A 21,788-nucleotide genomic window follows, 5' to 3' on the forward strand; every position below is an offset into this window, starting at 1 on the left:
TTTCTCTGTAAATGCGTGCTACCAACAATTCGGTATCTTGCCCAAATGGCCACCAACAAAATCACGCCAGAAGGGCTCGCAATCGGCGCCCGCGTCCGGTCTCGTCTTCATGATCTAGGGATCACGCAAGGTGAGCTAGCGACGGCGGTTGGCATGAAGCAGCAAGGTATCGCCTCGATCTTGGCCGGCCAGGTTAAAAGGCCAAAGAAGCTCTGGGAGCTGGCACGGGCGCTCAAAACTACGGAGGCATGGCTTCTGGGCGAGCCGGGAGCGATACCTCCTCAAGATGCGACTGAGCTCCAACGCGTACCCGAAGGCCGGGAATTCGAACCAGACCCTGACTTCGATGCCGGATTGGTGGCCACCATCGGAAATGAAACCGGTGCACGTGGAATTCCCACCGATGCCTCACCTGAGATCGATCTGACTGCCGGTCTCGGCGGAGGCGGTATTAGCATTATCGCTGAGGGCATTCCAGGTAAGCGCGGGATGACTTTCGCGGCGGAGCATATCCGAGATCACTGGCGTCTCCCGCCGCGCCTATTAACAGCATTATCAATCCGCGCCCATGACATAGCCATCTTCCCCGTCGAGGGGGACTCTATGGCGCCGACATTGATCGAGGGTGATTATGTTTTCATCGATACCAGGCACCGTATCCCCTCGCCGGCGGGGCTATACGCCATCATCGATGAGGCGGGAGGTGTCGCGATAAAGCGCCTCGAGGTTTCAAGCCCGCCCGGTGCCGAAGATCAAACCATTAGGGTCATCTCTGATAATGAGCGTCATAGGCCGAAGGAGTGGCGCGCCGAAGACTTGTTCATCGTCGGCCGCGTTGTTCGCCGCTTCGGGGTGATTAGGTGATGCGGGCCGCGTGATCTGGATAGGGCGGAGGGTGTGAGGGAAGACATGGCTGAACAACAGGGCCCTTGGATATGACCGATCATTTCGATTTTAGCGATCGACCAGCGCCGACGCAGGCGTATTACCGGGCTGTTGCAGAAAGGCGGAAGGTCGATGTAGATGCCGGGCAGATCGACAGTCTAATTGGCCAGCTCTTGCGGGTCCAGTTGGCACTTCTCCAGCTCTACATGGCACAGGCGTTCTCTGACGCCGGATTAAAGGAAGAGGCAAGCTCGCATCGCGAAGAAGCGCTGAAAGCAATCCATCAATTAAACGCGATGACTCAGACTATGCTCAGCTCCTTCATTCGCCAGTTGGACCAGGGCGACAAGCATGAGTAACATTATTGACATGATGGTCCACGTGAACCGCGCCCAGGAAGAGGCGGCTTCTCTGTCGAAGCCCTTGCCGAAAGGCGGCGGGGGTGGCACATTTGGAGGCATGGAAGCGCGAATTGCCAAGTTGGAAGCATCTGTTGAGAGTATCCAAGGCACCCTTTCGGAGGTGCGTGGATCCGTTCGCTCCCAGCTGGACGTCATTACCGAAATCCGCGTAGTCCTTGCGCGAATAGACGAGCGTGCGATCAGGACGCACGAGAAGATCGCCGAGCTCCCGTCTAAGTCGTTTCTATTCTGGTCAGGCGTTGGGCTTCTTGTGTCGATTATAGCGGCGGTTGTGGGCATTATCACGCTGGCACAGTAAGACTTACCCTCCGCGCTTTCGATCGAGCAATCCTGTCGAAGACTCGCGGCCCCGCCTCTGCGGGGTTTTTTGTTGCTCGGAACCGATCCCACCGGATCGCGTTGATTCAGCAACCCGCGCCAGGACGGTTAGACTGGCATTTCCTTTCTTCTCTGCCACGGGAAGCCACCCGTGGATCACCATGTCGTATCACTCAACTGACCCCGCCTAGGCGGGGTTTTTTTGTTTCCGCACTCACGCTTCTCCGTTGCTAGCCGTTGCAGCCGGCCAAAGCGCAAGCTAGATGATCCGTTAGCGGATCAGGTTGGTTGCCCCCAAGCTTTGGTCCGCACCAAAGCGGCCCTGCTCGATCCCCGGGTGGGGCCGCACATCCTCTTGTGAATACAGAAGCAGACCGTATACTGATCGCGGTGCTGTTGTTTGCCGCTGACTGCACCGATCTCAGGAACCTCGGTCGCTCCCCGTGACGGCCGAGGTTCCTACCCGCCCTTGGATCCTTCTCCCTCGCTCGCACATTAACAGGGCATATGCGGGAGCCAATCCCGCGCCTTTTCTAGCGACAACATTGCCCCGTCCCGGTCACATGCGGCGGGGCTTTTTTGTTGCCTACGCATCGACGTAGACGTTTTACCTAAATCTCTGTTGACCTGGTACCTAGATTTAGGTATTCTATCCCCATCAAGCAGATCGCTAGGAGATGGGGATGAGCAAGGCAATCACGATCGTCGGATACGAGCCCGAGACCTACTGTGACCATTGTGGCCGGGCACTCCAACATGGTGTTCGGACCGATACCCTTGGAACGGTCGGGGCCGACTGCCTTAACAAGATGATCGTGGCGGACCGCAAGAAGTTCAGCCGCGATGGCAAGCCCGGCGCCTCTTATGTCCGCACGCTTGCCAAACTCCGCGAGCGAGACAGCGACGAGCAGCTCCGCCGCATGGGCTACGGCCCTTGGCACTTCGTCTTCGGGCTCAGCGCATGAGCCCGCAAGACCTCCTCAACGAAGCGAGGGCGCTGGCCGAACAAGGATCCAGCTTCGCCCGGTTCATTGATCTCGATCGAAAGCACGCAAGCGAAGACATCTTCATGGCATGGGACAAGCTCCAGGCCGCAGCAAAGTGCCTTCAGGAGCTTCAGAACCGAGTTCCAGAAGCCTGACCCGCTTTCGGCCCTGTCTCGGCAGGGTCGCGACCGGAGCAGATTAATAGGAGCATGGGGATGAGCGGACATACGGCAGAGCGGGTGAAGCAAGCCTCAAAGCTCTTCGAGCATATGCAGAAGGCGCGCGGAGCGGGCAAGGACTGGTGGGTCGACACGCTTGAAAGGGTCATCGTCCGCGAGGTCGAGCGGGACAAGCTCATTGCTGAGCTGCGGGAGGCGTTGAAGGAGGCGCGCGACCGCATCGCGCTCAGCATCGGGGATTATGACGAGATACTGGGGCGCATAGAAGCCGCCATCACCAAAGCCACAGCACGTACGGGAGAGGGATGATGGAGCCGAGGGCTATCGCAAAAGTCATTGGCGCCAATATCCAGCGGCGCCGAGCAGAGATTGGTCTATCCCTAGATGAAGTCGCAAAGGCTGCCGGTACATCCAAGTCTCACATATGGGCGCTGGAAAAGGGCAGAAGCTCCAATCCGACCGTTTGCATGCTTCTACAGATCTGCGCTGCCCTCCGGACCAATCTGAACGATCTGCTCGGCTTCGATGTCTCCGAGCCCCAGTTCACAGCACAAGAGTTGGAGCTGGTTTCCGCGCATCGCCGGATTTTCGGCCGAGCAAACGAGACCCGGGAATAGTCCCGGTAAGGGGCAAGCCTCTCGCCCCATGGAAATGGAGAGGTTTTCTCAGAGCAAGGAGGAAAGACCGCATATCCGCACATACCGTCGCTGCTCACCCCGCAGCGGAGGGCTCGGCAAGTTTTCTTGCCCTGGGCGCAGGTGCCCCTCACCCCTCTCATTGACCTGCGCCCTAGCCAAGAAAACGAACTCCTCAAGGGAGATCACAATGGCGAAGTTTCGCAAAGGCGATCGAGTATCGATCGAGGGAACAGTCAAATGGGACGGACCGGCCAAGGACGGTGCAGTCTCCATTGAATTCGACAGCTCCTATGGTGCGGTAACGCTCTACGTGCATGAGAGCTGGCTGAAGCCCGTGAAGGCCAGGGAGCGGGCCTATGCGTAAGCACGTGCTTCTAATCCTCAGCGCCGCGCTGGCTGGAGCGATCACCGGAACGTCGCTGATCGCGTTCGCCCTCGGCAATCCATCACCGAGCTTGAAGCCGATCCTGTCGAAAACAGAGCGGTCGGCGCTCACGGCCAAGTTCCGCATCATCTTCCTTGATGACGTGATCGAGTTCCAGGTGAACCGTGACCGCAAATACGACTTCCGCGGCAAGGTCCCGGCCTATGTGCGCATCGGCGCGAGGGAGGCGTGAGCAATGACTGTCATCTTGCCAGACAGGAATCACGTTCCTGATGCTTCCGATCTTCACCAGCAAGTACCCGGGCTAACTCTTCGAGACTGGTTTGCCTGCTTCGCTATGGCGGGAATGGGTACGTGGATGCCTCCGTATCACCCTGATGGATCGCCTGTGTCGGCTATTCAATGCTTGTGTAACCCGCAAATGCAGCGGGTTAGGGCAGAGTGGGCCTATTCGCAAGCGGACGCCATGCTCAAAGCGCGGGGGGAAGATCGATGATCCTCTTCGGACGCGTCTACGAAGCAGAGCCTATCTGCTCCGAGGTCTGGAGCGAGGATCACAAAATCAGCCTCTATCTGATGGATATCGAGGTTGAGACCTTGCACTTCGATGTCCGGCTCATCCCGGCCTGCGATCCTGGCACATGGGAAATCGACGGCATCAAGCTTAAGCCCGAGCACAAGCCCGAGATGATGGCACCGCCGCACATGCAACGCGAGCTGATCAACTATGTCCTGCGAGACCGGGATCAGTTCGAGCTGCTGGATCATGCAGCCGAGGGGCTTTGGTCATGAGCGTCCTGGACTCCAAGCACTATGACGGCGGCCAGACCTTCGAGGAGCTGCTGAAATCCTATGACGCGATAGGCAAGGCCATTGCGCAGGAGAAGTTTGCGCGGCACCGGCTGACGCATCAGACGCGCCTTGAGGCTCATCTGGACCGGCTCGAAACCCTGTTGGCGAATGACGAGATCCGGCGGCTTTCCCCATCCCGAAACGCCCCTGCCGCCGGCAACTGCCCCACGGTCGCAAACAACGTGATCGTGGGGCTCTTTCCCGAATACCGCCCCCTATGGAGGGATTGAGATGGCACTGAAGATCACTCGGGCATCTGACCCGATCACCGTCGAGCGACTGAACACGGTGATCTATGGCCCTCCCGGCCTCGGCAAGACATCGCTTGCATTCACGGCCGAGGCGCCCCTGCTGCTCGACTTCGACAATGGCAGCCACCGCGCCGCGAACCGCAAAGATGCCGTTCTGGTATCGGATTGGTCTGACGTGGCCGAGATGACGGCCGACGATCTAGAGCCGTTCAAAACGATCATCGTGGATACGGCCGGCCGGGCTCTCGATGTACTCACAGCCGATATCATCAAGACCAATCCCAAGCTCGGCCGCGGTGGCGCGCTGACCTTGCAGGGCTATGGCGAGCTCAAGTCTCGCTTCACTTCCTTCCTCAAGCTCCTGAACAGCTTCGGCAAGGACGTGGTGCTGATCGCCCACATGGATGAGCAGCGCAGCGGCGATGACATCGTAGAGCGCCTGGACGTACAGGGCGGATCGAAGGGCGAGATTTATAAAGCGGCTGATGCGATGGGCCGGCTGGTGTTGGCCAATGGAAAGCGCCGGCTGCTGTTCTCGCCAACAGACGCTGCCTTCGGCAAGAACCCTGGCCAGCTTGAGCCTCTGCTGGTTCCAGAAACTTCAAGCCCATCCTTTGACGGCTTCCTGGCCAGCGTCATTCAGCGGATCAAGGACCGTCTGAACGAGATGACGGAAGCCCAGCGCGAAGCCATGGCCGAACAACAGTGGTTCCGCGACACCCTTCCGGAGGTGGCGGACGCAGATGCGATCAATGCCCTGATTGAGCGCGCAAATGCTGCCGGACCCGCCTGCAAGGTCATGCTGCACAATCGCGCCAAGGAGATCGGGCTGATCTTTGACAAGTCCGAAGGCTGCTACGCCGAAAAGCAGAAAGCCGAGAGCGAGGCCGCGTGATGTTGGCCCGGGTTAGCAATATCGAGTCCTTCAGGCGCTGGCGCGAGAACGAAGACCAGACCGTCGAGGATCTGGTCAGGTTTATCACAACCGATGAGCCCAGCGAAGCCATGTTGGCCGGCACAGCCTTTCACAGGGCGCTTGAGCTGGCCCAGGACGGTGAGCACCAGCAGCTTTCGGCTAACGGCTACACCTTCATCCTTGGCGATGGGGAACTAGCGCTGCCGGAAATTCGTGAGCTCCGCGGATATCGACGCTATGGCGCACTCACCGTCACCGGGCAAGTGGATTGCACCATCGGCAAGATGGTGCATGACCACAAGACCACGGCTCGTTTCGATGCAGAGCGATACCTGACCGGTTGTCAGTGGAAGTTTTATCTCGAGATCTTCGGGGCCGATGAGTTCCGTTGGAACGTGTTCGAGATCAAGGAAGTCGAGCCTCTGACCTACACCGTATCGGCGCCTCATCGGCTGACAGCCTATCGGTATCCAGAGATGGGAGAGGACTGCGCCCGGCTCGCTGCCGATTACCTCGATTTTGCTCGTCGGTTCCTGCCAAACCACAGGAGTGTTGCAGCATGACCGATGACGCAATCATCCGCGGCACATACTCCGACCTGAAGTTCATCAGGACCCGGAGCGTGGCGCAGGTGCTGATTGAACTGCCCATCGAGCAAGCCGATGCCTTCGTCAAGGCATTCGGCACGCCACAGCCGGGGAAGGAAATCCATGTCGCAATCGCGCGACTCAATGAAACAGCGGCACAAACCCGCCCATCCGCTCCGCTTGAAGCGCCGCAGAAATCCCGTACTCGTCGGGCAGCATTCCTGTGCCATGATGTTAGGTTTCGCGCCTTCCTAAATGAAACCTATCAAATGAACGTGTCGAATGCAGAAGAAGCCGCTCAGGCCGTCCGGGATTTCTGCGGGGTAAGTTCGCGACGATACCTCGATTACAACACTGAAGCCTCGTCTCGCTGGGATAGCCTCTATGAGCGCTGGAAAGCGTTCAAGATCATGGAGGGTGTGCGTTGACCGGCAGATCAGTGCCCGAGTGGATTGGCACCGATGCGGACACGCCAGTTCCGCCGCGAGTGAAACTGCGCGTGTTCGAGCGCGACAACGGCATATGCCAACTGTGCAGCCGCAAGATCCGCCCTGGCGATCAATGGGTAACTGACCACACGCTGGCGCTGACCAATGGCGGGGCAAATCGCGAGGCAAACTTGCAGACGATCTGCTCGTGGTGCGACCGCAATATCAAGACGCCGGCTGACGTTGCCGAGAAATCGCGGATCTATAAGCGCCGCCTGAACGCTGTTGGCATAGAGCGAAAGAAGAGCCGGCCAATGCCGGGCAGCCGGCAATCACCGTGGAAAGCCAAGGTTGGCGGCGGCTGGGTCAGGAGGGATGAGGCATGAGCGAGTGGAAGCCGATGTCGAGCGCTCCCAAAGATGGCACGCCATTCCTGGCCGAAATACCGGGTCACGGCAGCGACAACATCATCGCCTGGATGAACGGTCTCCTTGATGAGCACGGGGATGAGTGTGGCGCTTGGTGCTTCGAGGAAGGCCAAGAGCCCCCGGATTGCTGGACTGATGGAATATGCTGGGCAGTGAACGAGGACGGCAAACCATCGGTTAGGCCGACGCGTTGGAAGCCCCTTCCGCCCGCCCGAGACGAAGGAGAATGATGCATGCGGCGACAGAACTATACCCCTGTCACGCTAGCCGAGGAATGGGGCTGCTCGGAGCGCCATATCCGGGGTCTCATCGCGAACGGAAAGCTTCGAGCGTTTCGGCTAGGCAGCAAGCTGATTAGGATTCCGCGAGCGGCGGTGGAGGAATTCGAATGCCGAAACAGCAATATCGAATCGCTCGATATCGAGGAAAATTCGCCCTCGTCTTCTATGACGAGCGAGGAGACAGACACCGTCACTCGCTTAACACCGATGACAAGGGCACGGCTGAAAGGATTGCTCCGGCAATCTACGCAGACCTGACCCGCCCGAGCGGGCGAGACGTCGAGGCAATCTGGAAGGCCTATGTGGCCGATCACTCTGGACGCGCGGTCCTAAAAACGATGGAGCATACATGGAAGGCGCTGAAAGATCGCTTCGGCCCGATGGCTCCTGAGAACATCACCATTGCCGATTGCCGCGCCCATGTCGATGCGCGCCGCAATGCAGGAATAAAGGACGGCACCATTCACACCGAGCTAGGACATCTCCGAATGGTGCTGCTGTGGGGCGAGAAGCATAAGCTTGTGGACCGGGCGCCGCACATCGAGCGACCGTCCAAACCGAAGCCCAAGGATCTTCATCTGATAAGGCAAGAGGCGCGTCGGCTGATCGATGCGGCGGATTTCCCGCACGTCAAGCTGTTCATCATCCTGGCCCTGGGCACAGGGGCACGGGCCAGGGCACTCCTTCAGCTGACCTGGGATCGCTGCGATTTCGAGCGCGAGAAGATCGACCTGCGCAACCCGGAGATTACGACGCCACACAAGGGTCGGGCTATTGTCCCTATGAACCGGATGGTGAAAGCGGCGCTGCTTGAGGCAAAGCGCATGCGGACCAACGATATCTATGTGATCGAATGGGCAGGGAAGCCCATCGAATCAGTCAAGAAAGGATTAGCCGCGGCGGCCGTCAAAGCCGGGCTCCCGAAAGTCTCGCCTCACATGCTGCGCCACACCGCAGCGGTTCACATGGTCGAGGCCGGCCGGAGCATGGAAGAGGTCGCGCAATACCTTGGCCACAATGACGTGGAGGTGACGCGCAAGGTCTACGCGCGGTTCAGTCCGAACCACCTTCGCGAGGCTGCTTCAGTGCTTGAATACGATATTGGTTCACTTGCACCAAAGAGAGCTTCGCAAAATGCTGGCTAAGTCATTGTTTTTAATGGTGGGCGGTACTGGGATCGAACCAGTGACCCCTACGATGTCAACGTAGTGCTCTCCCGCTGAGCTAACCGCCCTGGCTGAACGCCTCTCGGGTGCCCCCATATATCGGCAAGAAGCGGGCGATGCAAGTGCTCAACGTCTGGCCTGTGGATGCCGGCCGCGCCTCACACCATCATCCGCTCGACCTCGCGCACGAGATCGCGCAAATGGAAGGGCTTGGAAAGGATCTTGGCATCCTTCGGCGCCTTGTTGTCCGGGTTGAGCGCCACTGCCGCAAAGCCGGTGATGAACATGATCTTGAGCGCAGGATCGAGCTCGGCTGCGCGCCGGGCAAGCTCGATTCCATCCATTTCCGGCATGACGATATCGGTGAGCAGCAGATCGAAATGATCGTGCTTCAGCTCCTCATAAGCGCCTGCGCCATCTGCAAAGGCAGAGATCTCATGCCCAGCCCGCTCCAGGGCGCGCACCAGAAACTGTCGTAGATCACCATCATCTTCTGCCAGCAGGATTTTCGCCATTTTTGCTTACGCGCGATTCACTTCTGAAGAGAGCTTGACGGGGATGCGGCGACCATATCGCTGCACGAGTAAACGCACTGTGAAGAGAAAAATGCGCTCTGTCATGGAGCAAAGCCGCGACGAATTGCACAGGCCACTTGCGTCAAGCCGTCCACCTTTCATACTTTTAGCGACCACGACAGGCTGTTTAGCGGCCGTCCTTCAGGGATCTGATCGATCATGCCATCGAGGCCGCCCAGCGAGCTGTTCGACCCGCCCTTCGAGATTATCCGTCCCCGGATCCAGACAACGGCAGCGGTGTTTAACTCACCCCATAGCGGTCGCCAATACCCTTCTCAGTTCCTCAGCCAGTCCCGGCTGGACGCCCATGCGCTCCGCCGCTCGGAAGACTGTTACGTCGACGACATCTTCGCCGGGGTTGTGGCAATGGGCGCGCCCCTGGTCAAGGCCCATGTGCCTCGCGCCTATCTCGACCTGAACCGCGAGCCTTACGAGCTCGATCCCGGCATGTTCGCGGACCGGCTGCCCAATTATGTCAATACATCCTCCGTCCGGGTGGCCGGAGGCCTCGGCACCATCCCGCGGCTGGTCTGCGATTCCGCCGAGATCTACCGGCGCCCGCTTCTGTTCAAGGAAGCGGAAGCCCGCATTCAGTCGCTGTATTTCCCCTATCACCGCGCCTTGGCCGAGCTCATGGACACAACCGTTGCCGCCTTCGGCGAGGCCGTCTTGATCGATTGCCACTCCATGCCCTCGACCGCTGCTCCCGCCAGCGCGAGCGATCCGGTACCGCGGCCCGACTTTGTACTCGGCGATCGTTATGGCTCAACCTGCGCGCCCGCGGTCACCGACTTCATCGAGACTGCCCTCACCCACCGCGGCTATTCCGCCGTGCGCAATCGTCCCTATGCCGGCGGCCATATCACCCAGATCCATGGCCGCCCAGCACAAGGCCGCCATGCCTTGCAGATCGAGATCAATCGGGCGCTCTACATGGATGAGGAGACGCTGACGGTCCATGGCGGCTTCTACCGCCTGATTGAGGATTTCGAGGAGATTATCGCAAACCTCATCGACACATTGCCTCACCTTCTCAATCCCCGGCGAGAGGCTGCCGAATAAGCGGTGGCGCAATGTGTCCCGTCACCAACCCCGAAAAGAAAAAAGGGCCGTCGCAAGGTTTGTGACGGCCCAAGTCTAGGGAGGAAACGCCCAGGAAGGGCTACGAGAGGAGGACCACGTCCTCAACTCGTGGGCCTAATATACATTGCGCCGCACAATCTGCAAGGGCGCCGGGTGCGATGCGACAATCTGTCAGAAGAACCACCCCGATCCACCCTGCGACTATGTGCCTGTTATGCTTGCCTAAATCTTATCCAAAAGCCTGCAACTCACGGCTGTTTCATCCCGCAAGGCACAGAAAACCGCTCAGGCTGCGATAAACACCGGCATTCTATGCTGCATCGCACATTTTTTGCTCTATTTTTGTGCAGATGCAGAACACTGCTGAATGGGCCGGCAGCCTTGTCATGCCCAGATGCAGATGGCATATCCCCATCGCGTCGGGAAGCTGGCGCGTCGCGGATTTTGAAGGATCCCCATGAGTTCTCCTTCCGAACCATCCCCGTCCGACTTGGTTGCCTTTGCGCGCCATCTCGGTGATGCCGCAGCTGCGGTATCGCTGCCATTGTTCCGCTCATCGCTCACCATCGATGACAAAGGCGAAGGCCTGTTCGACCCTGTGACCGAGGCGGATCGCGAGGCGGAACGAGCGATCCGCATGCTGATTGCCGAGCGATATCCCGATCACGGCGTCATCGGCGAGGAGTTCGGCCCGACGGAGGGCAGCTCGCCCTTCACCTGGGTGATTGACCCGATTGATGGCACCCGTGCCTTCGTCGCTGGCATGCCAACCTGGACGACGCTGATCGGCCTGCGCAGGAATGATGAGCCCTATATCGGGCTTGTTCAGCAGCCCTTTATCGGCGAGCGCTTCTTTGCAACCGGCGAAGCTGCTTATCTCGAAAACGCGCGCGGTGTGCGGAAACTCTCCGTCCGTCCGGCAGCAAGCCTTGCCGAAGCAGTCATGGCGACCACCAGCCCCGATATTTTTCGAACACCGGCCGAACAGGCTTGCCTCGAGCGCTTGCGAGCCGCAACCCGCACAATTCGCTATGGCACCGATGCCTATGGCTATTGCCTGCTCGCCGCAGGTCATATCGACCTGGTGGTGGAATCGAGCCTGGCGCCCTATGACGTGGCGGCGGTGATCCCCATCGTGCGCCAGGCGGGGGGCGTGATCACCACATGGTCGGGGGGCGATCCCAAGCATGGCGGCTCGGTGGTGGCAGCCGCCAGCCCGGAGCTGCACGCTGCCGCACTGGAAGTGATCAGCGGTCAATGAGCTGGCGGGTGATCGCAAGCAGGACTGCCGGAGCGAGGCTTAGGCGACCTCCTCGTATCGCCAGGATCTCTCCTCCTCGAGAAAGCTGTCGAACGCCGCCCAGAGCTGCTCGCGGTAGAAATCCCGCTCCATGAGCAGCTCGTGCCGCGCGCCTCTGATCTCGATCAGCGAGACATTGTGCATCCGCTGGGCAAATCGGCGGGCCGGCCGGTTATCCGCCACCATGTCATTGCCGGCCAGCACCATCAGCACGGGGATCGGGATGTCGACCTTGCCGGGATAATCGCGCTCGAACGCCTCGATTGAATCGAGTGCCGCGCATAGCCAGCCGATCGTCGGGCCGCCGACCGCCATCTCCGGATAAGCCTTCGCCAAGGCGGCCGTGCGGGCGAACCGGACGGGATCAGACGTGAGCACGCTCTTCTCGACGCTGCCATGATCGAGATGCTGGTGCCCCGTGCCCGGAACAAACCGGGACGCGCAGCCCAGCAGCTTGGCGGCCCGCGCGAGGAATCGGGCCGGTCGCTCCGGAAACCCACGGGAGTGAATGCCGAGCAGCGGCGCCAGCACCATCACCTTTTGAAACCAGCTCCGCCGTGGCAGGGCGCGAAGCACTATGCTGCCGCCCGTGGAATGGGCCAGAGCATAATAGGGCGGTGGGCAGTCGGGCAGCACCACAGAGCGCATGAAGCTCGCGAGATCCTCATCGAACTGGCTGAAGCTCTCGATATGTCCCTTGCGGCTGTTCTGTAGGAGCCGTGACGAACCGCCCTGCCCCCGCCAGTCCAGTGCTGCCACGGCAAAGTTGCGCGCCCGCAGGTTTGAGATGGTCTCGAAATATTTCTCGATGAACTCGCCTCTGCCTTGGAACAGGCAGACGGTTCCGCGATTGGGCTTCTGCAGTCCGCACAGCGCATAGCGCAGCCGCGCGCCCGATGGCGTGGTGAGATGGTTGAACGTCAGACCAGAGGGCGTGGGATTGATCCTCTGCAGATCGTCATCGAGATCCATGACAGTCGCCGCCTTGCCAGCGGGCCAAGTGCTCCGCGCCCTTCCCGATTACCAGACGCTGCGGCAGTGGTCCAGCCGAACCCTGGCTTGTGCTTTTCACTGGATTACCGGAGAGATGACCCTCTTGAAGAATGATGGGCTTACCCTAACTATTGAGCCGACGGAAGCCTTCGGGGTCCGTCACTCCAAACGATCGGCTGCCGTCCGAATGGAGGCAGCCACGAGAACCAGCATTGCTCTAGGAGGATGTTGCTATGTTCGACCTTACCCCTCTCTACCGTTCGACCGTCGGCTTTGACCGGCTCGGGAGCCTGCTTGAGTCCCTGGCCCATGTCGATGTGAGCAGCGGTTATCCCCCCTACAACATCGAGCGTCTGGCCGAGGATCAGTATCGCATCACCATGGCGGTTGCTGGCTTCAAGCCGGAAGAGCTCAATGTCGAGGTGAAGGAGCAAGCCGTCACCATCAGCGGCCGCAAGGCGGAGAAGTCGCAGAACTCTGGCGCTTTCCTGCACCAGGGCATCGCCTCCCGTTCTTTCGAGCGCCGCTTCCAGCTCGCCGACAATGTGAAAGTGACCGGTGCGAAGCTCGAAAACGGCCTTCTGCATGTTGAGCTGACCCGCGAGGTCCCCGAGGCGGCCAAGCCGCGCGTGATCGAGATCACCACCAGCGACCCTGGCAAGGTCATCGAGGACCAGGGCTCCAAGAAGGTGATCGAGCAGAAAGCCGCTTAATCTCAGGCGGTATTGCTCAACGCCGACGAGCGAGAGGCAGGGGTGCGCTCCATGAGGGCGCGCCCCTTTTCGATGCCATCCGCCCTACTTGCCCCCTTCAGCCCGCGCGCCAGGCCGCAATTTCCGGCGCACCGCGGGCCGCATCGAGCAGCCGATCAACCTCGTCCTGGGTGGTCATGAACGAGGTGACGAAACGCACCATCAGCTCATCCGCTCGCGGCCTGTCCGCGGGATCGATGCCCATGGCCGACCAGTCGTAATAGTGAGCGCCCGCTCGCCTGAGCCTCTCATCAAGCGCCGCCGGCAGGATGGGAAAGACGGCATTGGCTGCACTGTCTATGGGCAGGCGCACGCCACCGCATCTCCCCAGCCCCTCTCCGAGGCGGCTCGCCATGGCATTGGCATGGGTGGCGTTCCGCAGCCACAGCTCATCCTCGAGCATCGCATTGACTTGCGCCCCGAGGAAACGTCCCTTCGACCACAAATGCCCCGTGCGCTTGCGCAAATACGGAAAATCTTGCGCGCGCCGGGGGTCGAAGAAGATGACGGCCTCCGCCCCGAGCGCACCATTCTTGGTGAAACCAAGGCTCAGCACGTCCACCCCGGCGCGCCATGTCATGTCTGCGGGAGAGGCCTTCAGCGCAACCAGAGCATTGGCGAACCGGGCACCATCCATATGCAGCTTCAGACCATGGCGCCGCGCCACTTCCGCGATCGAGCCAATCTCATCGGTCGTGTAGACGGTGCCATATTCCGAGGCCTGAGTGATGCTGATGGCGGCGGGTTTCACGCTATGCGGCGCCCGGCCGAAGCCGGCGATTGTCGCCTCTATCCCGTCCGCACTGATCTTGCCCGCCCCCCGCGAACCAGGCCCCGAACCGCGCACGGCCACCAGCTTGGCACCTCCCGTGAAAAGCTCGGGCGCGCCGCATTCATCCACATTGATGTGGCTCTCCTCATGGCACAGCACCGCGCCATAGGGAGGCGTGATCGCCGCAAGACTCAAGGCATTGGCCGCAGTCCCGGTGGTGACCAGGAACATCGCGAGCTCGTGCTCGAAGATCTCGCGGAGCCTTTCTTCCGCTCTTGCCGTCCATTCATCGGCCCCATAGGACGTGGCGCTCCCGCCATTGGCCCCTGCCAAGGCATCGAGCACAGCGGGCGCAACACCCACCACGTTGTCGCTGGCAAAATTCACGGCAGCCGATCCTCATTGAACAATGTGATGGGTGGCAAAGCCTCGGGCGGCCTCAACTTGAACACCCGGGCATAAAAGGCATGTTCGGCCAGCAGTGCCGTCTTCACCACATGCGGCGAACGGAAGCCGTGGCCCTCTCCCTCAAATTCCATATAGCCGACCGGCACGCCACGCGCCTTGAGCTTTTCAACCATGACCCGCGACTGCTCCGGCGGCACGACCTTGTCATCGGTTCCCTGGAAGAACATCATCGGCACATTGATGCCCTCCGCATGCAGCACCGGCGAGCGTGCGCTGAAGATCCTGTCGGTTTCCCCGACACTGGTACCGGTGAGCTGGTAGAGATAACCCGCTTCGAACTTATGAGTCTCGCGCAGCAGCTGGTCGAGGTCACCGACCCCATAGGACGACACGCCCGCCTTGAACACATCCGCGAAGGCGAGCGCGCAGAGCACGGTGAACCCGCCCGCGCTTGACCCGCTGATCGCCAGGCGTTCCATATCCGCAAGGCCGCGATCCGCCACCGCTTCGGCAGCCTCGATCACGTCTTCCACATCGCGAACACCCCAGTTTCCGTTCAATAGATCCCGGTACTGGCGCCCATATCCCCAGCTGCCCGCATAATCCACATCCAGCACGGCAAAGCCGCGGCTTGTCCAATATTGCGTGCGCGGCTTGAGGCCCCGATCGGCCATTCCCGTAGGCCCTCCATGGGCCGTCACGATCATGGGGGGTGCCTCGCCCTTGAGCCCCATATGGCTTCGGTTCATCGGCGCATAATAGAGGGCGTGGACCGGAGCCCCGTACCGGCGCTCGATGGTGACCAGCCGGCCTTCCGAGATATCGCCTGGATTGAGGGGCGCATCGAGGCTCGGGCGGATCACGTGCGGGGCGATGACCTCCTCGCTGATACCGATCCGCACCAGCGCACGCGCGCTGTGATCCGTGGTGGCATAGGCAAAGACTGAAGCCCCGGCGAATGTCGGTTGCGAAACATCGCGCAACCCAAGATCCAGCACGTTGACCGGGTCTTTGGCGCCGGGCTCGATCAGGGCCGTCTTCGCCATCCCCGTCTCGAAGAAACACGCAAACAGCCGACCCTCCGACACCTCTGTATAAGTGCGCGTGCCCAGCGCCCAGAGTGGCAGGCCGAATTCAGCCTCACGCGGCGCAACAGCCACCGTATCCTGCCCATCCCAACTGTAGAGATTGCCCCATCCCGTCCGGTCATCGATGAAGAAGAGCCGGCCGTCACTGCCCCATTCCGGCTGAAAAACCGAGCTGCCATTGCCGCCTGCAACATGGGTGATCGCACCAAGCCGTCCGGTGCTCTCGACCTCGGCGACCATCAGCCGGCTTTCATCCCAAGGCATGCCGGGAAGGTCCCATTCGACCCAGGCCAGCCGCTTGCCGTCGCTCGATAGCCGGGGGAATGCATAAAAATCCGAACCATCGATGATCGGAGTGACATAGCCGCGTGCTTTGCCATCGAGGGGGATCTCGGTCAGCATATTCTTTGGATCCGCCGCCCCGCTTGTCCCATGCCGCTCCGCGACCGCGATCAGCCGCCGGCGCAGCCGGTCATAGGCAAGATCGGCAAACCGATAGTACTTGACGCTCGTGAGTGGCACCACGCCGCCCACCGTGCCGACATGGATGTTCTGGTCCTCGCCATTGACGAAATAGACCGCGCCATTGACCGTGAGAAACTCACCGCCCCCATATTCATGCACGCGCGACCGGGCGCTGTAAGGAGCCGGCGTCATGTCTCGTGGGCTCGCCTCCGGGCGGGTGCGCATCACGGTCATGCGGCCGTTCTCACGGGGGCGGCTTTCGGTCCAGTAAAGCACTTCACCCTCCGCCCGCAGCATGCCGAACCTGACGGCGCGTCCCGCAACCATGTCTGCAGTGATTGGCGAGGGCCACGCCCCGTAGGCCGTCCTCGTTTTCGTTGCATCCATTCTACGCCACCCTATATCTGGCCAATCGCTCTGCGCTGGCCATGATGTTATCTGACGTGTGACCTCGCAAGCGGTTGATACCACGATACCCGCCACCGCGGGCACGACTTGCGCTGTGATTAAGGTCCGCGCAGGCTTTCACGCGAAATAATATTGCGCGTTTGGCTGCGATGAATTTTGAAACTTGCGCACCGCCTCTAAATCTGTCATCTTTGCCACAATAGGACAGCAGTGCTGTCCTAACCGAGGTGAGTGCAACCGATGACGACGACCGGCACGCCGGCCAAACGGCGCAAAAATACGACGCGGGACGGGGCGTCTCGGTAGCTGATCCATGCCGCCGCCCCTTCCCTCGATAGGGCGGGCCGGGCATCTTGCACAAAAGAACCCGAACCTTCTTGAAGCCTGCCCGATGCGACCGCCAGGGAAACCTGTGCGTGTCTCAAGAGCGGAAGCCGCCGGTTGTCTTGGTTTTGCGGGTTGGATGATGCTGGCTGAAGCCGGCAGCGATGAGAGGGATGGAATATGAGCCGGAACATTGTGCAGGCCGCCTCGAGCATGAAGGCCTCACCGCGCTTCAGGCCGGAGGGCTTGCCGGAAGCCGTGGGGCTCTATGACCCGACGCTCGAGCACGATGCCTGCGGCATCGGTCTCATCGCCAATATCTACAATCGCAAGAGCCACGATATTGTCGCGCGCGGTCTCAAGATCCTCTGCAATCTCGAGCACCGCGGCGCGGTTGGAGCTGACCCCCGTGCGGGCGATGGCGCAGGTGTTCTGATCCAGCTGCCTCATGCCTTCTTTGCCGAGGAGGCCGAGCGCCTTGGCTTCGACCTGCCTGAGCCTGGCCACTATGGTGTGGCGCAGCTCTTCATGCCTCGTGAGCAGGCGATCCGGCGCCATATCGAGCGGCTGTTCGAGGACACAGCCTTCGATGAAGGCCTCAAGATCATCGGCTGGCGCGACGTGCCGGTCGACCGCTCCGTGCTGGGCGAGAGTGTGAAGCCGACCGAGCCGTTCCACGTGCAGGCCTTCATCAAGCGCGTCCGCGACATGACCGAGGAGGAGTTCGAGCGCAAGCTCTATGTGATGCGCAAGGTCATCTCCAACCGCGTCTATGCCATGCCGGAAGAGGCCGCGCGCGCCTATTACGTTGTCTCGTGCTCCGCCCGCACCATTGTCTATAAGGGCTTGGTCCTGGGCAATGCGCTCGGCCAATACTACCGCGATCTTGCCGACGAGCGGGTCAGCTCCGCTTTCGCCCTGGTGCACCAGCGCTTTTCCACCAACACCTTCCCGTCCTGGCCGCTCGCGCATCCCTATCGCTTCATCTGCCACAACGGCGAGATCAACACGCTGCGTGGCAACTACAACTGGATGGCCGCCCGTCAGGCGAACATGTCCTCCGAGCTGTTCCGCGGCGACATGAGCAAGCTCTGGCCGATCTCCTATGAGGGCCAGTCCGACAGCGCCTGCTTCGATAACGCGCTCGAGCTGCTTTACCAGGGCGGCTATCCCTTAGCACACGCGGTGATGATGCTGATCCCCGAGGCTTGGGCCGGCAACCCGCTGATGGATGAGAAGCGCCGCGCTTTCTATGAATATCATGCAGCGCTGATGGAGCCATGGGACGGTCCTGCTGCCATCTGCTTCACCGATGGCAAGCAGATCGGCGCCACCCTCGACCGCAACGGCCTACGTCCCGCCCGCTATATCGTCACTGATGAGGGCGAGGTGCTGCTCGCCTCAGAAATGGGCGTGCTCGACATTCCCGAAGAGCGAATCGTGCAGAAGTGGCGGCTGCAGCCCGGCCGCATGCTGCTGATCGATCTCGAGCAGCACCGCATCATCTCCGACGAGGAGTTGAAGACCACCCTGGCGAGCGAGCATCCCTATCAGGAATGGCTCGATCGCACCCAGATCCGGGTGAACGAGTTGCCCGAGGTCACGGCCGTGCCGAGCCGGCCCAATGTCTCGCTGCTCGACCGCCAGCAATGCTTCGGCTACACCCAGGAAGATCTCAAATTCCTGATGGCTCCCATGATCACCACCGGCCAGGAGGCGGTGGGCTCCATGGGCACCGACACGCCGATTTCGGCCCTGTCCGACAAGCCGAAACTGCTGCACACCTATTTCAAGCAGAACTTTGCCCAGGTCACCAACCCGCCGATCGACCCGATCCGCGAGGAACTGGTGATGTCGCTCGTGTCCTTCATCGGGCCGCGGCCAAACCTGCTCGATCGCAGGGGCACCTCGCGCCATATGCGCCTGGAAGTGGCCCAGCCCATCCTCACCAATGAGGATTTGGAGAAGATCCGCGCGATCGGCGATATCTCCAGCAACCCCTTCCGCACGGTGACCCTGGACATCACCTATGACGTCGAGATCGGCCCGCGCGGCATGGCCAATGCGCTTGCCCATATCTGCGCCCGCGCCGAAGATGCGGTGCGCGAGGGCTATAATATCATCATCCTATCCGACCGGATGGTAAGTGCCGAGCACGTGGCAATTCCCTCGCTCCTGGCCACATCGGCGGTCCACCATCACCTCATCCGCCGCGGCTTGCGCACGTCTGTGGGCCTGGTGGTCGAGACCGGCGAGGCGCGGGAAGTGCACCATTTCTGCACGCTGGCCGGCTATGGCGCCGAGGCGATCAACCCTTACCTCGCCTTCGAGACCATCGAGGCCATGTTGCCGACCCTGGATGAGCCGCTGACCCGCGAAGAGGCGTTCAAGCGCTACATCAAGGCCATCGACAAGGGACTGCTCAAGGTCATGTCCAAGATGGGCATCTCGACTTACCAGTCCTATTGCGGCGCCCAGATCTTCGATGCCGTCGGTCTGAAGTCGAGCTTCGTTGATCGCTATTTCACCGGCACCCGCACTCAGGTCGAAGGTGTCGGCCTCGAAGAAGTGGCCCACGAGACTTTCGTGCGCCATGCCCAGGCCTTTGGCGACGAGGCGCTTTATCGCGACAGGCTGGATATTGGCGGGGAATATGCCTTCCGCGTGCGTGGCGAAGCCCACGTATGGACGCCGGAATCCGTTGCCCATCTGCAGCATGCGGTGCGCGCCAACTCGGTTGAGGAATACCGCGCCTTCGCGCGAGAGATCAACGAGCAGTCGGCCAAGCTCATGACCCTGCGCGGTCTCTTCCGCATCAAGGAAGCCGAGGAGATGGGCCACAGCCCGGTGCCGATCGAGGAGGTTGAGCCGGCCGTCGAGATCGTCAAGCGCTTCACCACCGGAGCCATGTCCTTCGGCGCCATCAGCCGTGAGGCGCACACCACCCTTGCCTTGGCCATGAACCGTATCGGTGGCAAGTCGAACACCGGCGAGGGCGGCGAGGAGTCGGACCGCTACGTGCCCCTGCCGGGCGGCGACAGCATCCGCTCCGCCATCAAGCAGGTGGCGTCTGGCCGCTTCGGTGTCACTGCCGAATATCTGGTCAATGCCGACCGCATCCAGATCAAGATGGCGCAAGGCGCAAAGCCCGGCGAAGGCGGGCAGCTGCCCGGCCACAAGGTGGACGCGACCATCGCCAAGGTGCGCTTCTCAACCCCCGGCGTCGGCCTGATTTCGCCGCCGCCGCACCATGACATCTATTCGATCGAAGACCTGGCGCAGCTGATCTTCGACCTGAAGAATGTCAACGCGCAGGCCGCGATCTCCGTGAAGCTCGTATCCGAGGTGGGCGTCGGCACGGTTGCGGCAGGCGTTGCCAAGGCGCGCGCTGATCATGTGACCATCGCAGGTTACGATGGCGGCACTGGCGCAAGCCCGCTGACATCCATCAAGCATGCCGGCAGCCCCTGGGAGATCGGCCTGGCCGAAACCCAGCAGACCCTGGTGCAGAACGGGTTGCGCGGTCGCATCGTGGTTGAATGCGATGGCGGGCTGCGCACCGGCCGCGACGTGGTGGTGGCAGCCCTGCTCGGCGCCGACGAGATGGGCTTCTCCACCGCCCCGCTGATTGCCATCGGCTGCATCATGATGCGCAAGTGCCACCTGAACACCTGCCCCGTCGGGGTGGCAAGCCAGGATCCCGTTCTGCGCAAGCGCTTCGTCGGCCAGCCCGAACATGTCATCAACTACTTCTTCATGGTGGCCGAGGAGGTTCGCGAACTGATGGCGGCCATGGGCTTCCGCCGCTTCTCGGACATGGTGGGCGCGAGCGAGTTCCTGGACAAGCGCGCGGCGATCGCCCATTGGAAGGCACGCGGCCTCGATTTCACCCGCATCTTCTTCAAGCCGCGGGTTGTGGCAGGCGTGGCGATCCGCCATTCCGAGGCGCAGCATCACCACATCGACCATGTGCTCGACCGCAAGCTCATCACTGAAGCCAAGGAGGCGCTTGAGAAGGGCACCCCAATCGAGATCGAGAGCCCGATCAACAACACCGATCGCTCCGTGGGTGCGATGCTCTCCGGTGAAGTTGCGCGCCGCTATGGGCACAAAGGTCTCCCGGATGACACCATTACCGTACATCTCAAGGGCACGGCGGGTCAGAGCTTCGGCGCCTTCCTTGCCCATGGCATCACCCTCGATCTCGAAGGTGACGCCAATGACTATGTGGGCAAAGGCCTCTCCGGCGGCCGCCTTGTGGTGCGCCCGCCGCGCAACTCGGTGATCACGCCGGAACGGAGCATCATCGCGGGCAATACCGTGCTTTATGGCGCGATCGCGGGCGAGTGCTATTTCCATGGTGTCGCTGGCGAGCGTTTCGCCGTGCGCAATTCCGGCGCCATCGCAGTGGTGGAAGGCACAGGCGATCACACCTGCGAGTACATGACCGGTGGCGTCGTCGTGGTGCTGGGCCAGACTGGTCGCAACTTCGCGGCCGGCATGTCTGGCGGCATCGCCTATGTCCTGGACGAGAGCGGTGACTTCGAGCAGCGCTGCAACATGGCCATGGTCGATCTCGAGCCCATCCAGCACGAGGATGATGCGCTTGAACGCCTGCACCATCACGGTGGCGATCTCGAATCCCATGGGCTGGTCGATATCCTGACCGATCTTAGTCACTATGACGAGCAGCGGTTGACCCAGCTGATCACCCGGCATGCCCATTACACGGGCTCACCGCTCGCCCGCCGGATCTTGGCCGGGTGGGATGTCTACCGGCCGAAATTCCTCAAGGTGATGCCGGTCGAATATCGCCGTGCCCTTCAGGAGATCGAGCGGGCGCAATCGCGACAGGCGGTCGAGATGCGCATCGGCCTCAGCAAGCGCGCCTCGTGAGG

General features: G+C 61.0%; 24 protein-coding genes, 1 tRNA gene and 1 pseudogene. 21 read left to right on the forward strand and 5 right to left on the reverse strand.

Annotated elements, in window-relative coordinates; translation table 11 throughout:
• Nucleotides 1–45: 45 nt before the first annotated feature.
• The 17 genes and pseudogenes from RCF49_RS07850 to RCF49_RS07920 all read left to right on the forward strand — a co-directional run bounded on the left by RCF49_RS07850 (nt 46) and on the right by RCF49_RS07920 (nt 8,701).
• Nucleotides 46–864 carry an XRE family transcriptional regulator gene (locus RCF49_RS07850; RefSeq protein ID WP_342644151.1) on the forward strand — a complete coding sequence of 273 codons (819 nt, stop codon included), beginning with the start codon at nt 46–48 and terminating at the stop codon, nt 862–864.
• Between the two features lie 71 nt (nt 865–935).
• On the forward strand, nt 936–1,244 hold the full coding sequence (locus RCF49_RS07855; RefSeq protein WP_342643474.1) for a hypothetical protein: 309 nt from the start codon (nt 936–938) through the stop codon (nt 1,242–1,244).
• Complete coding sequence (locus RCF49_RS07860) at nt 1,237–1,605, forward strand: hypothetical protein (protein WP_342643475.1); 369 nt, start codon at nt 1,237–1,239, stop codon at nt 1,603–1,605. Before RCF49_RS07855 ends, RCF49_RS07860 begins: the two co-directional genes overlap by 8 nt.
• Before the next feature lie 703 nt (nt 1,606–2,308).
• Nucleotides 2,309–2,590, forward strand: coding sequence for a hypothetical protein (locus tag RCF49_RS07865; RefSeq protein WP_342643476.1), 282 nt, complete (start codon nt 2,309–2,311; stop codon nt 2,588–2,590).
• The gene (locus RCF49_RS07870; RefSeq protein ID WP_342643477.1) at nt 2,587–2,766 is read left to right on the forward strand and encodes a hypothetical protein; all 180 of its coding nucleotides are present in this window, start codon (nt 2,587–2,589) and stop codon (nt 2,764–2,766) included. The genes RCF49_RS07865 and RCF49_RS07870 overlap by 4 nt, the downstream gene beginning before the upstream one ends.
• A 60-nt stretch (nt 2,767–2,826) precedes the next feature.
• The gene (locus tag RCF49_RS07875) at nt 2,827–3,099 is read left to right on the forward strand and encodes a hypothetical protein (protein WP_342643478.1); all 273 of its coding nucleotides are present in this window, start codon (nt 2,827–2,829) and stop codon (nt 3,097–3,099) included.
• The gene (locus tag RCF49_RS22455; RefSeq protein ID WP_432807395.1) at nt 3,099–3,407 is read left to right on the forward strand and encodes a helix-turn-helix domain-containing protein; all 309 of its coding nucleotides are present in this window, start codon (nt 3,099–3,101) and stop codon (nt 3,405–3,407) included. The genes RCF49_RS07875 and RCF49_RS22455 overlap by 1 nt, the downstream gene beginning before the upstream one ends.
• A 208-nt stretch (nt 3,408–3,615) precedes the next feature.
• On the forward strand, nt 3,616–3,792 hold the full coding sequence (locus RCF49_RS07880; protein ID WP_342643479.1) for a hypothetical protein: 177 nt from the start codon (nt 3,616–3,618) through the stop codon (nt 3,790–3,792).
• The gene (locus RCF49_RS07885; protein ID WP_342643480.1) at nt 3,785–4,045 is read left to right on the forward strand and encodes a hypothetical protein; all 261 of its coding nucleotides are present in this window, start codon (nt 3,785–3,787) and stop codon (nt 4,043–4,045) included. The genes RCF49_RS07880 and RCF49_RS07885 overlap by 8 nt, the downstream gene beginning before the upstream one ends.
• A 260-nt stretch (nt 4,046–4,305) precedes the next feature.
• Nucleotides 4,306–4,605, forward strand: a complete 300-nt coding sequence (locus tag RCF49_RS07890) for a hypothetical protein (protein ID WP_342643481.1) — start codon at nt 4,306–4,308, stop codon at nt 4,603–4,605.
• The gene (locus RCF49_RS07895; protein WP_342643482.1) at nt 4,602–4,895 is read left to right on the forward strand and encodes a hypothetical protein; all 294 of its coding nucleotides are present in this window, start codon (nt 4,602–4,604) and stop codon (nt 4,893–4,895) included. The genes RCF49_RS07890 and RCF49_RS07895 overlap by 4 nt, the downstream gene beginning before the upstream one ends.
• A 1-nt stretch (nt 4,896) precedes the next feature.
• Nucleotides 4,897–5,811 carry an ATP-binding protein gene (locus RCF49_RS07900; protein WP_342643483.1) on the forward strand — a complete coding sequence of 305 codons (915 nt, stop codon included), beginning with the start codon at nt 4,897–4,899 and terminating at the stop codon, nt 5,809–5,811.
• The gene (locus RCF49_RS07905) at nt 5,811–6,395 is read left to right on the forward strand and encodes a hypothetical protein (RefSeq protein ID WP_342643484.1); all 585 of its coding nucleotides are present in this window, start codon (nt 5,811–5,813) and stop codon (nt 6,393–6,395) included. Before RCF49_RS07900 ends, RCF49_RS07905 begins: the two co-directional genes overlap by 1 nt.
• Nucleotides 6,392–6,847, forward strand: coding sequence for a hypothetical protein (locus RCF49_RS07910; RefSeq protein ID WP_342643485.1), 456 nt, complete (start codon nt 6,392–6,394; stop codon nt 6,845–6,847). Before RCF49_RS07905 ends, RCF49_RS07910 begins: the two co-directional genes overlap by 4 nt.
• Nucleotides 6,844–7,233 (forward strand): HNH endonuclease, encoded by a 390-nt coding sequence (locus RCF49_RS07915; RefSeq protein WP_342643486.1) that lies wholly within the window; start codon nt 6,844–6,846, stop codon nt 7,231–7,233. The genes RCF49_RS07910 and RCF49_RS07915 overlap by 4 nt, the downstream gene beginning before the upstream one ends.
• Before the next feature lie 275 nt (nt 7,234–7,508).
• Nucleotides 7,509–7,649: pseudogene (locus RCF49_RS22460) on the forward strand (excisionase family DNA-binding protein); the annotation flags it as partial.
• Between the two features lie 14 nt (nt 7,650–7,663).
• Entirely contained in the window at nt 7,664–8,701 is a 1,038-nt protein-coding gene (locus tag RCF49_RS07920; protein WP_342643487.1) for a tyrosine-type recombinase/integrase, read from the forward strand.
• A 14-nt stretch (nt 8,702–8,715) separates the two neighbouring features.
• On the opposite strand, the gene RCF49_RS07925 is transcribed toward RCF49_RS07920, so the two are convergent.
• Together RCF49_RS07925 and cpdR are read right to left on the reverse strand one after the other, a co-directional pair.
• Nucleotides 8,716–8,790: transfer RNA gene (locus RCF49_RS07925), tRNA-Val, on the reverse strand.
• A 90-nt stretch (nt 8,791–8,880) separates the two neighbouring features.
• A complete protein-coding gene (cpdR, locus tag RCF49_RS07930) occupies nt 8,881–9,237 on the reverse strand; it encodes a cell cycle two-component system response regulator CpdR (RefSeq protein WP_342643488.1) in 357 nt (118 codons plus the stop codon).
• A gap of 219 nt (nt 9,238–9,456) precedes the next feature.
• Here cpdR and RCF49_RS07935 point away from each other — a divergent pair, with 219 nt between their 5' ends.
• Together RCF49_RS07935 and hisN are read left to right on the forward strand one after the other, a co-directional pair.
• Nucleotides 9,457–10,359 carry an N-formylglutamate amidohydrolase gene (locus RCF49_RS07935; RefSeq protein WP_342643489.1) on the forward strand — a complete coding sequence of 301 codons (903 nt, stop codon included), beginning with the start codon at nt 9,457–9,459 and terminating at the stop codon, nt 10,357–10,359.
• Between the two features lie 478 nt (nt 10,360–10,837).
• On the forward strand, nt 10,838–11,641 hold the full coding sequence (gene hisN, locus RCF49_RS07940) for a histidinol-phosphatase (protein WP_342643490.1): 804 nt from the start codon (nt 10,838–10,840) through the stop codon (nt 11,639–11,641).
• 39 nt (nt 11,642–11,680) lie between these two features.
• Here the strand turns inward: hisN and RCF49_RS07945 are convergent, their stop codons facing one another.
• The gene (locus RCF49_RS07945; RefSeq protein WP_342643491.1) at nt 11,681–12,652 is read right to left on the reverse strand and encodes an alpha/beta hydrolase; all 972 of its coding nucleotides are present in this window, start codon (nt 12,650–12,652) and stop codon (nt 11,681–11,683) included.
• A gap of 254 nt (nt 12,653–12,906) precedes the next feature.
• On the opposite strand from RCF49_RS07945, the gene RCF49_RS07950 reads away from it, so the two are divergent.
• On the forward strand, nt 12,907–13,386 hold the full coding sequence (locus RCF49_RS07950; RefSeq protein WP_342643492.1) for an Hsp20 family protein: 480 nt from the start codon (nt 12,907–12,909) through the stop codon (nt 13,384–13,386).
• A 97-nt stretch (nt 13,387–13,483) separates the two neighbouring features.
• On the opposite strand, the gene RCF49_RS07955 is transcribed toward RCF49_RS07950, so the two are convergent.
• Entirely contained in the window at nt 13,484–14,584 is a 1,101-nt protein-coding gene (locus RCF49_RS07955; protein ID WP_342643493.1) for a threonine aldolase family protein, read from the reverse strand.
• Complete coding sequence (locus tag RCF49_RS07960) at nt 14,581–16,545, reverse strand: S9 family peptidase (RefSeq protein ID WP_342643494.1); 1,965 nt, start codon at nt 16,543–16,545, stop codon at nt 14,581–14,583. Before RCF49_RS07960 ends, RCF49_RS07955 begins: the two co-directional genes overlap by 4 nt.
• A 525-nt stretch (nt 16,546–17,070) precedes the next feature.
• Here RCF49_RS07960 and gltB point away from each other — a divergent pair.
• Nucleotides 17,071–21,786 carry a glutamate synthase large subunit gene (gene gltB / locus RCF49_RS07965; RefSeq protein ID WP_432807374.1) on the forward strand — a complete coding sequence of 1,572 codons (4,716 nt, stop codon included), beginning with the start codon at nt 17,071–17,073 and terminating at the stop codon, nt 21,784–21,786.
• The last annotated feature ends 2 nt before the right edge of the window (nt 21,787–21,788 follow it).

The organism is Rhodoligotrophos sp. CJ14, from assembly GCF_038811545.1.
Taxonomy (GTDB): Bacteria; Pseudomonadota; Alphaproteobacteria; order Rhizobiales; family Im1; genus Rhodoligotrophos; species Rhodoligotrophos ferricapiens.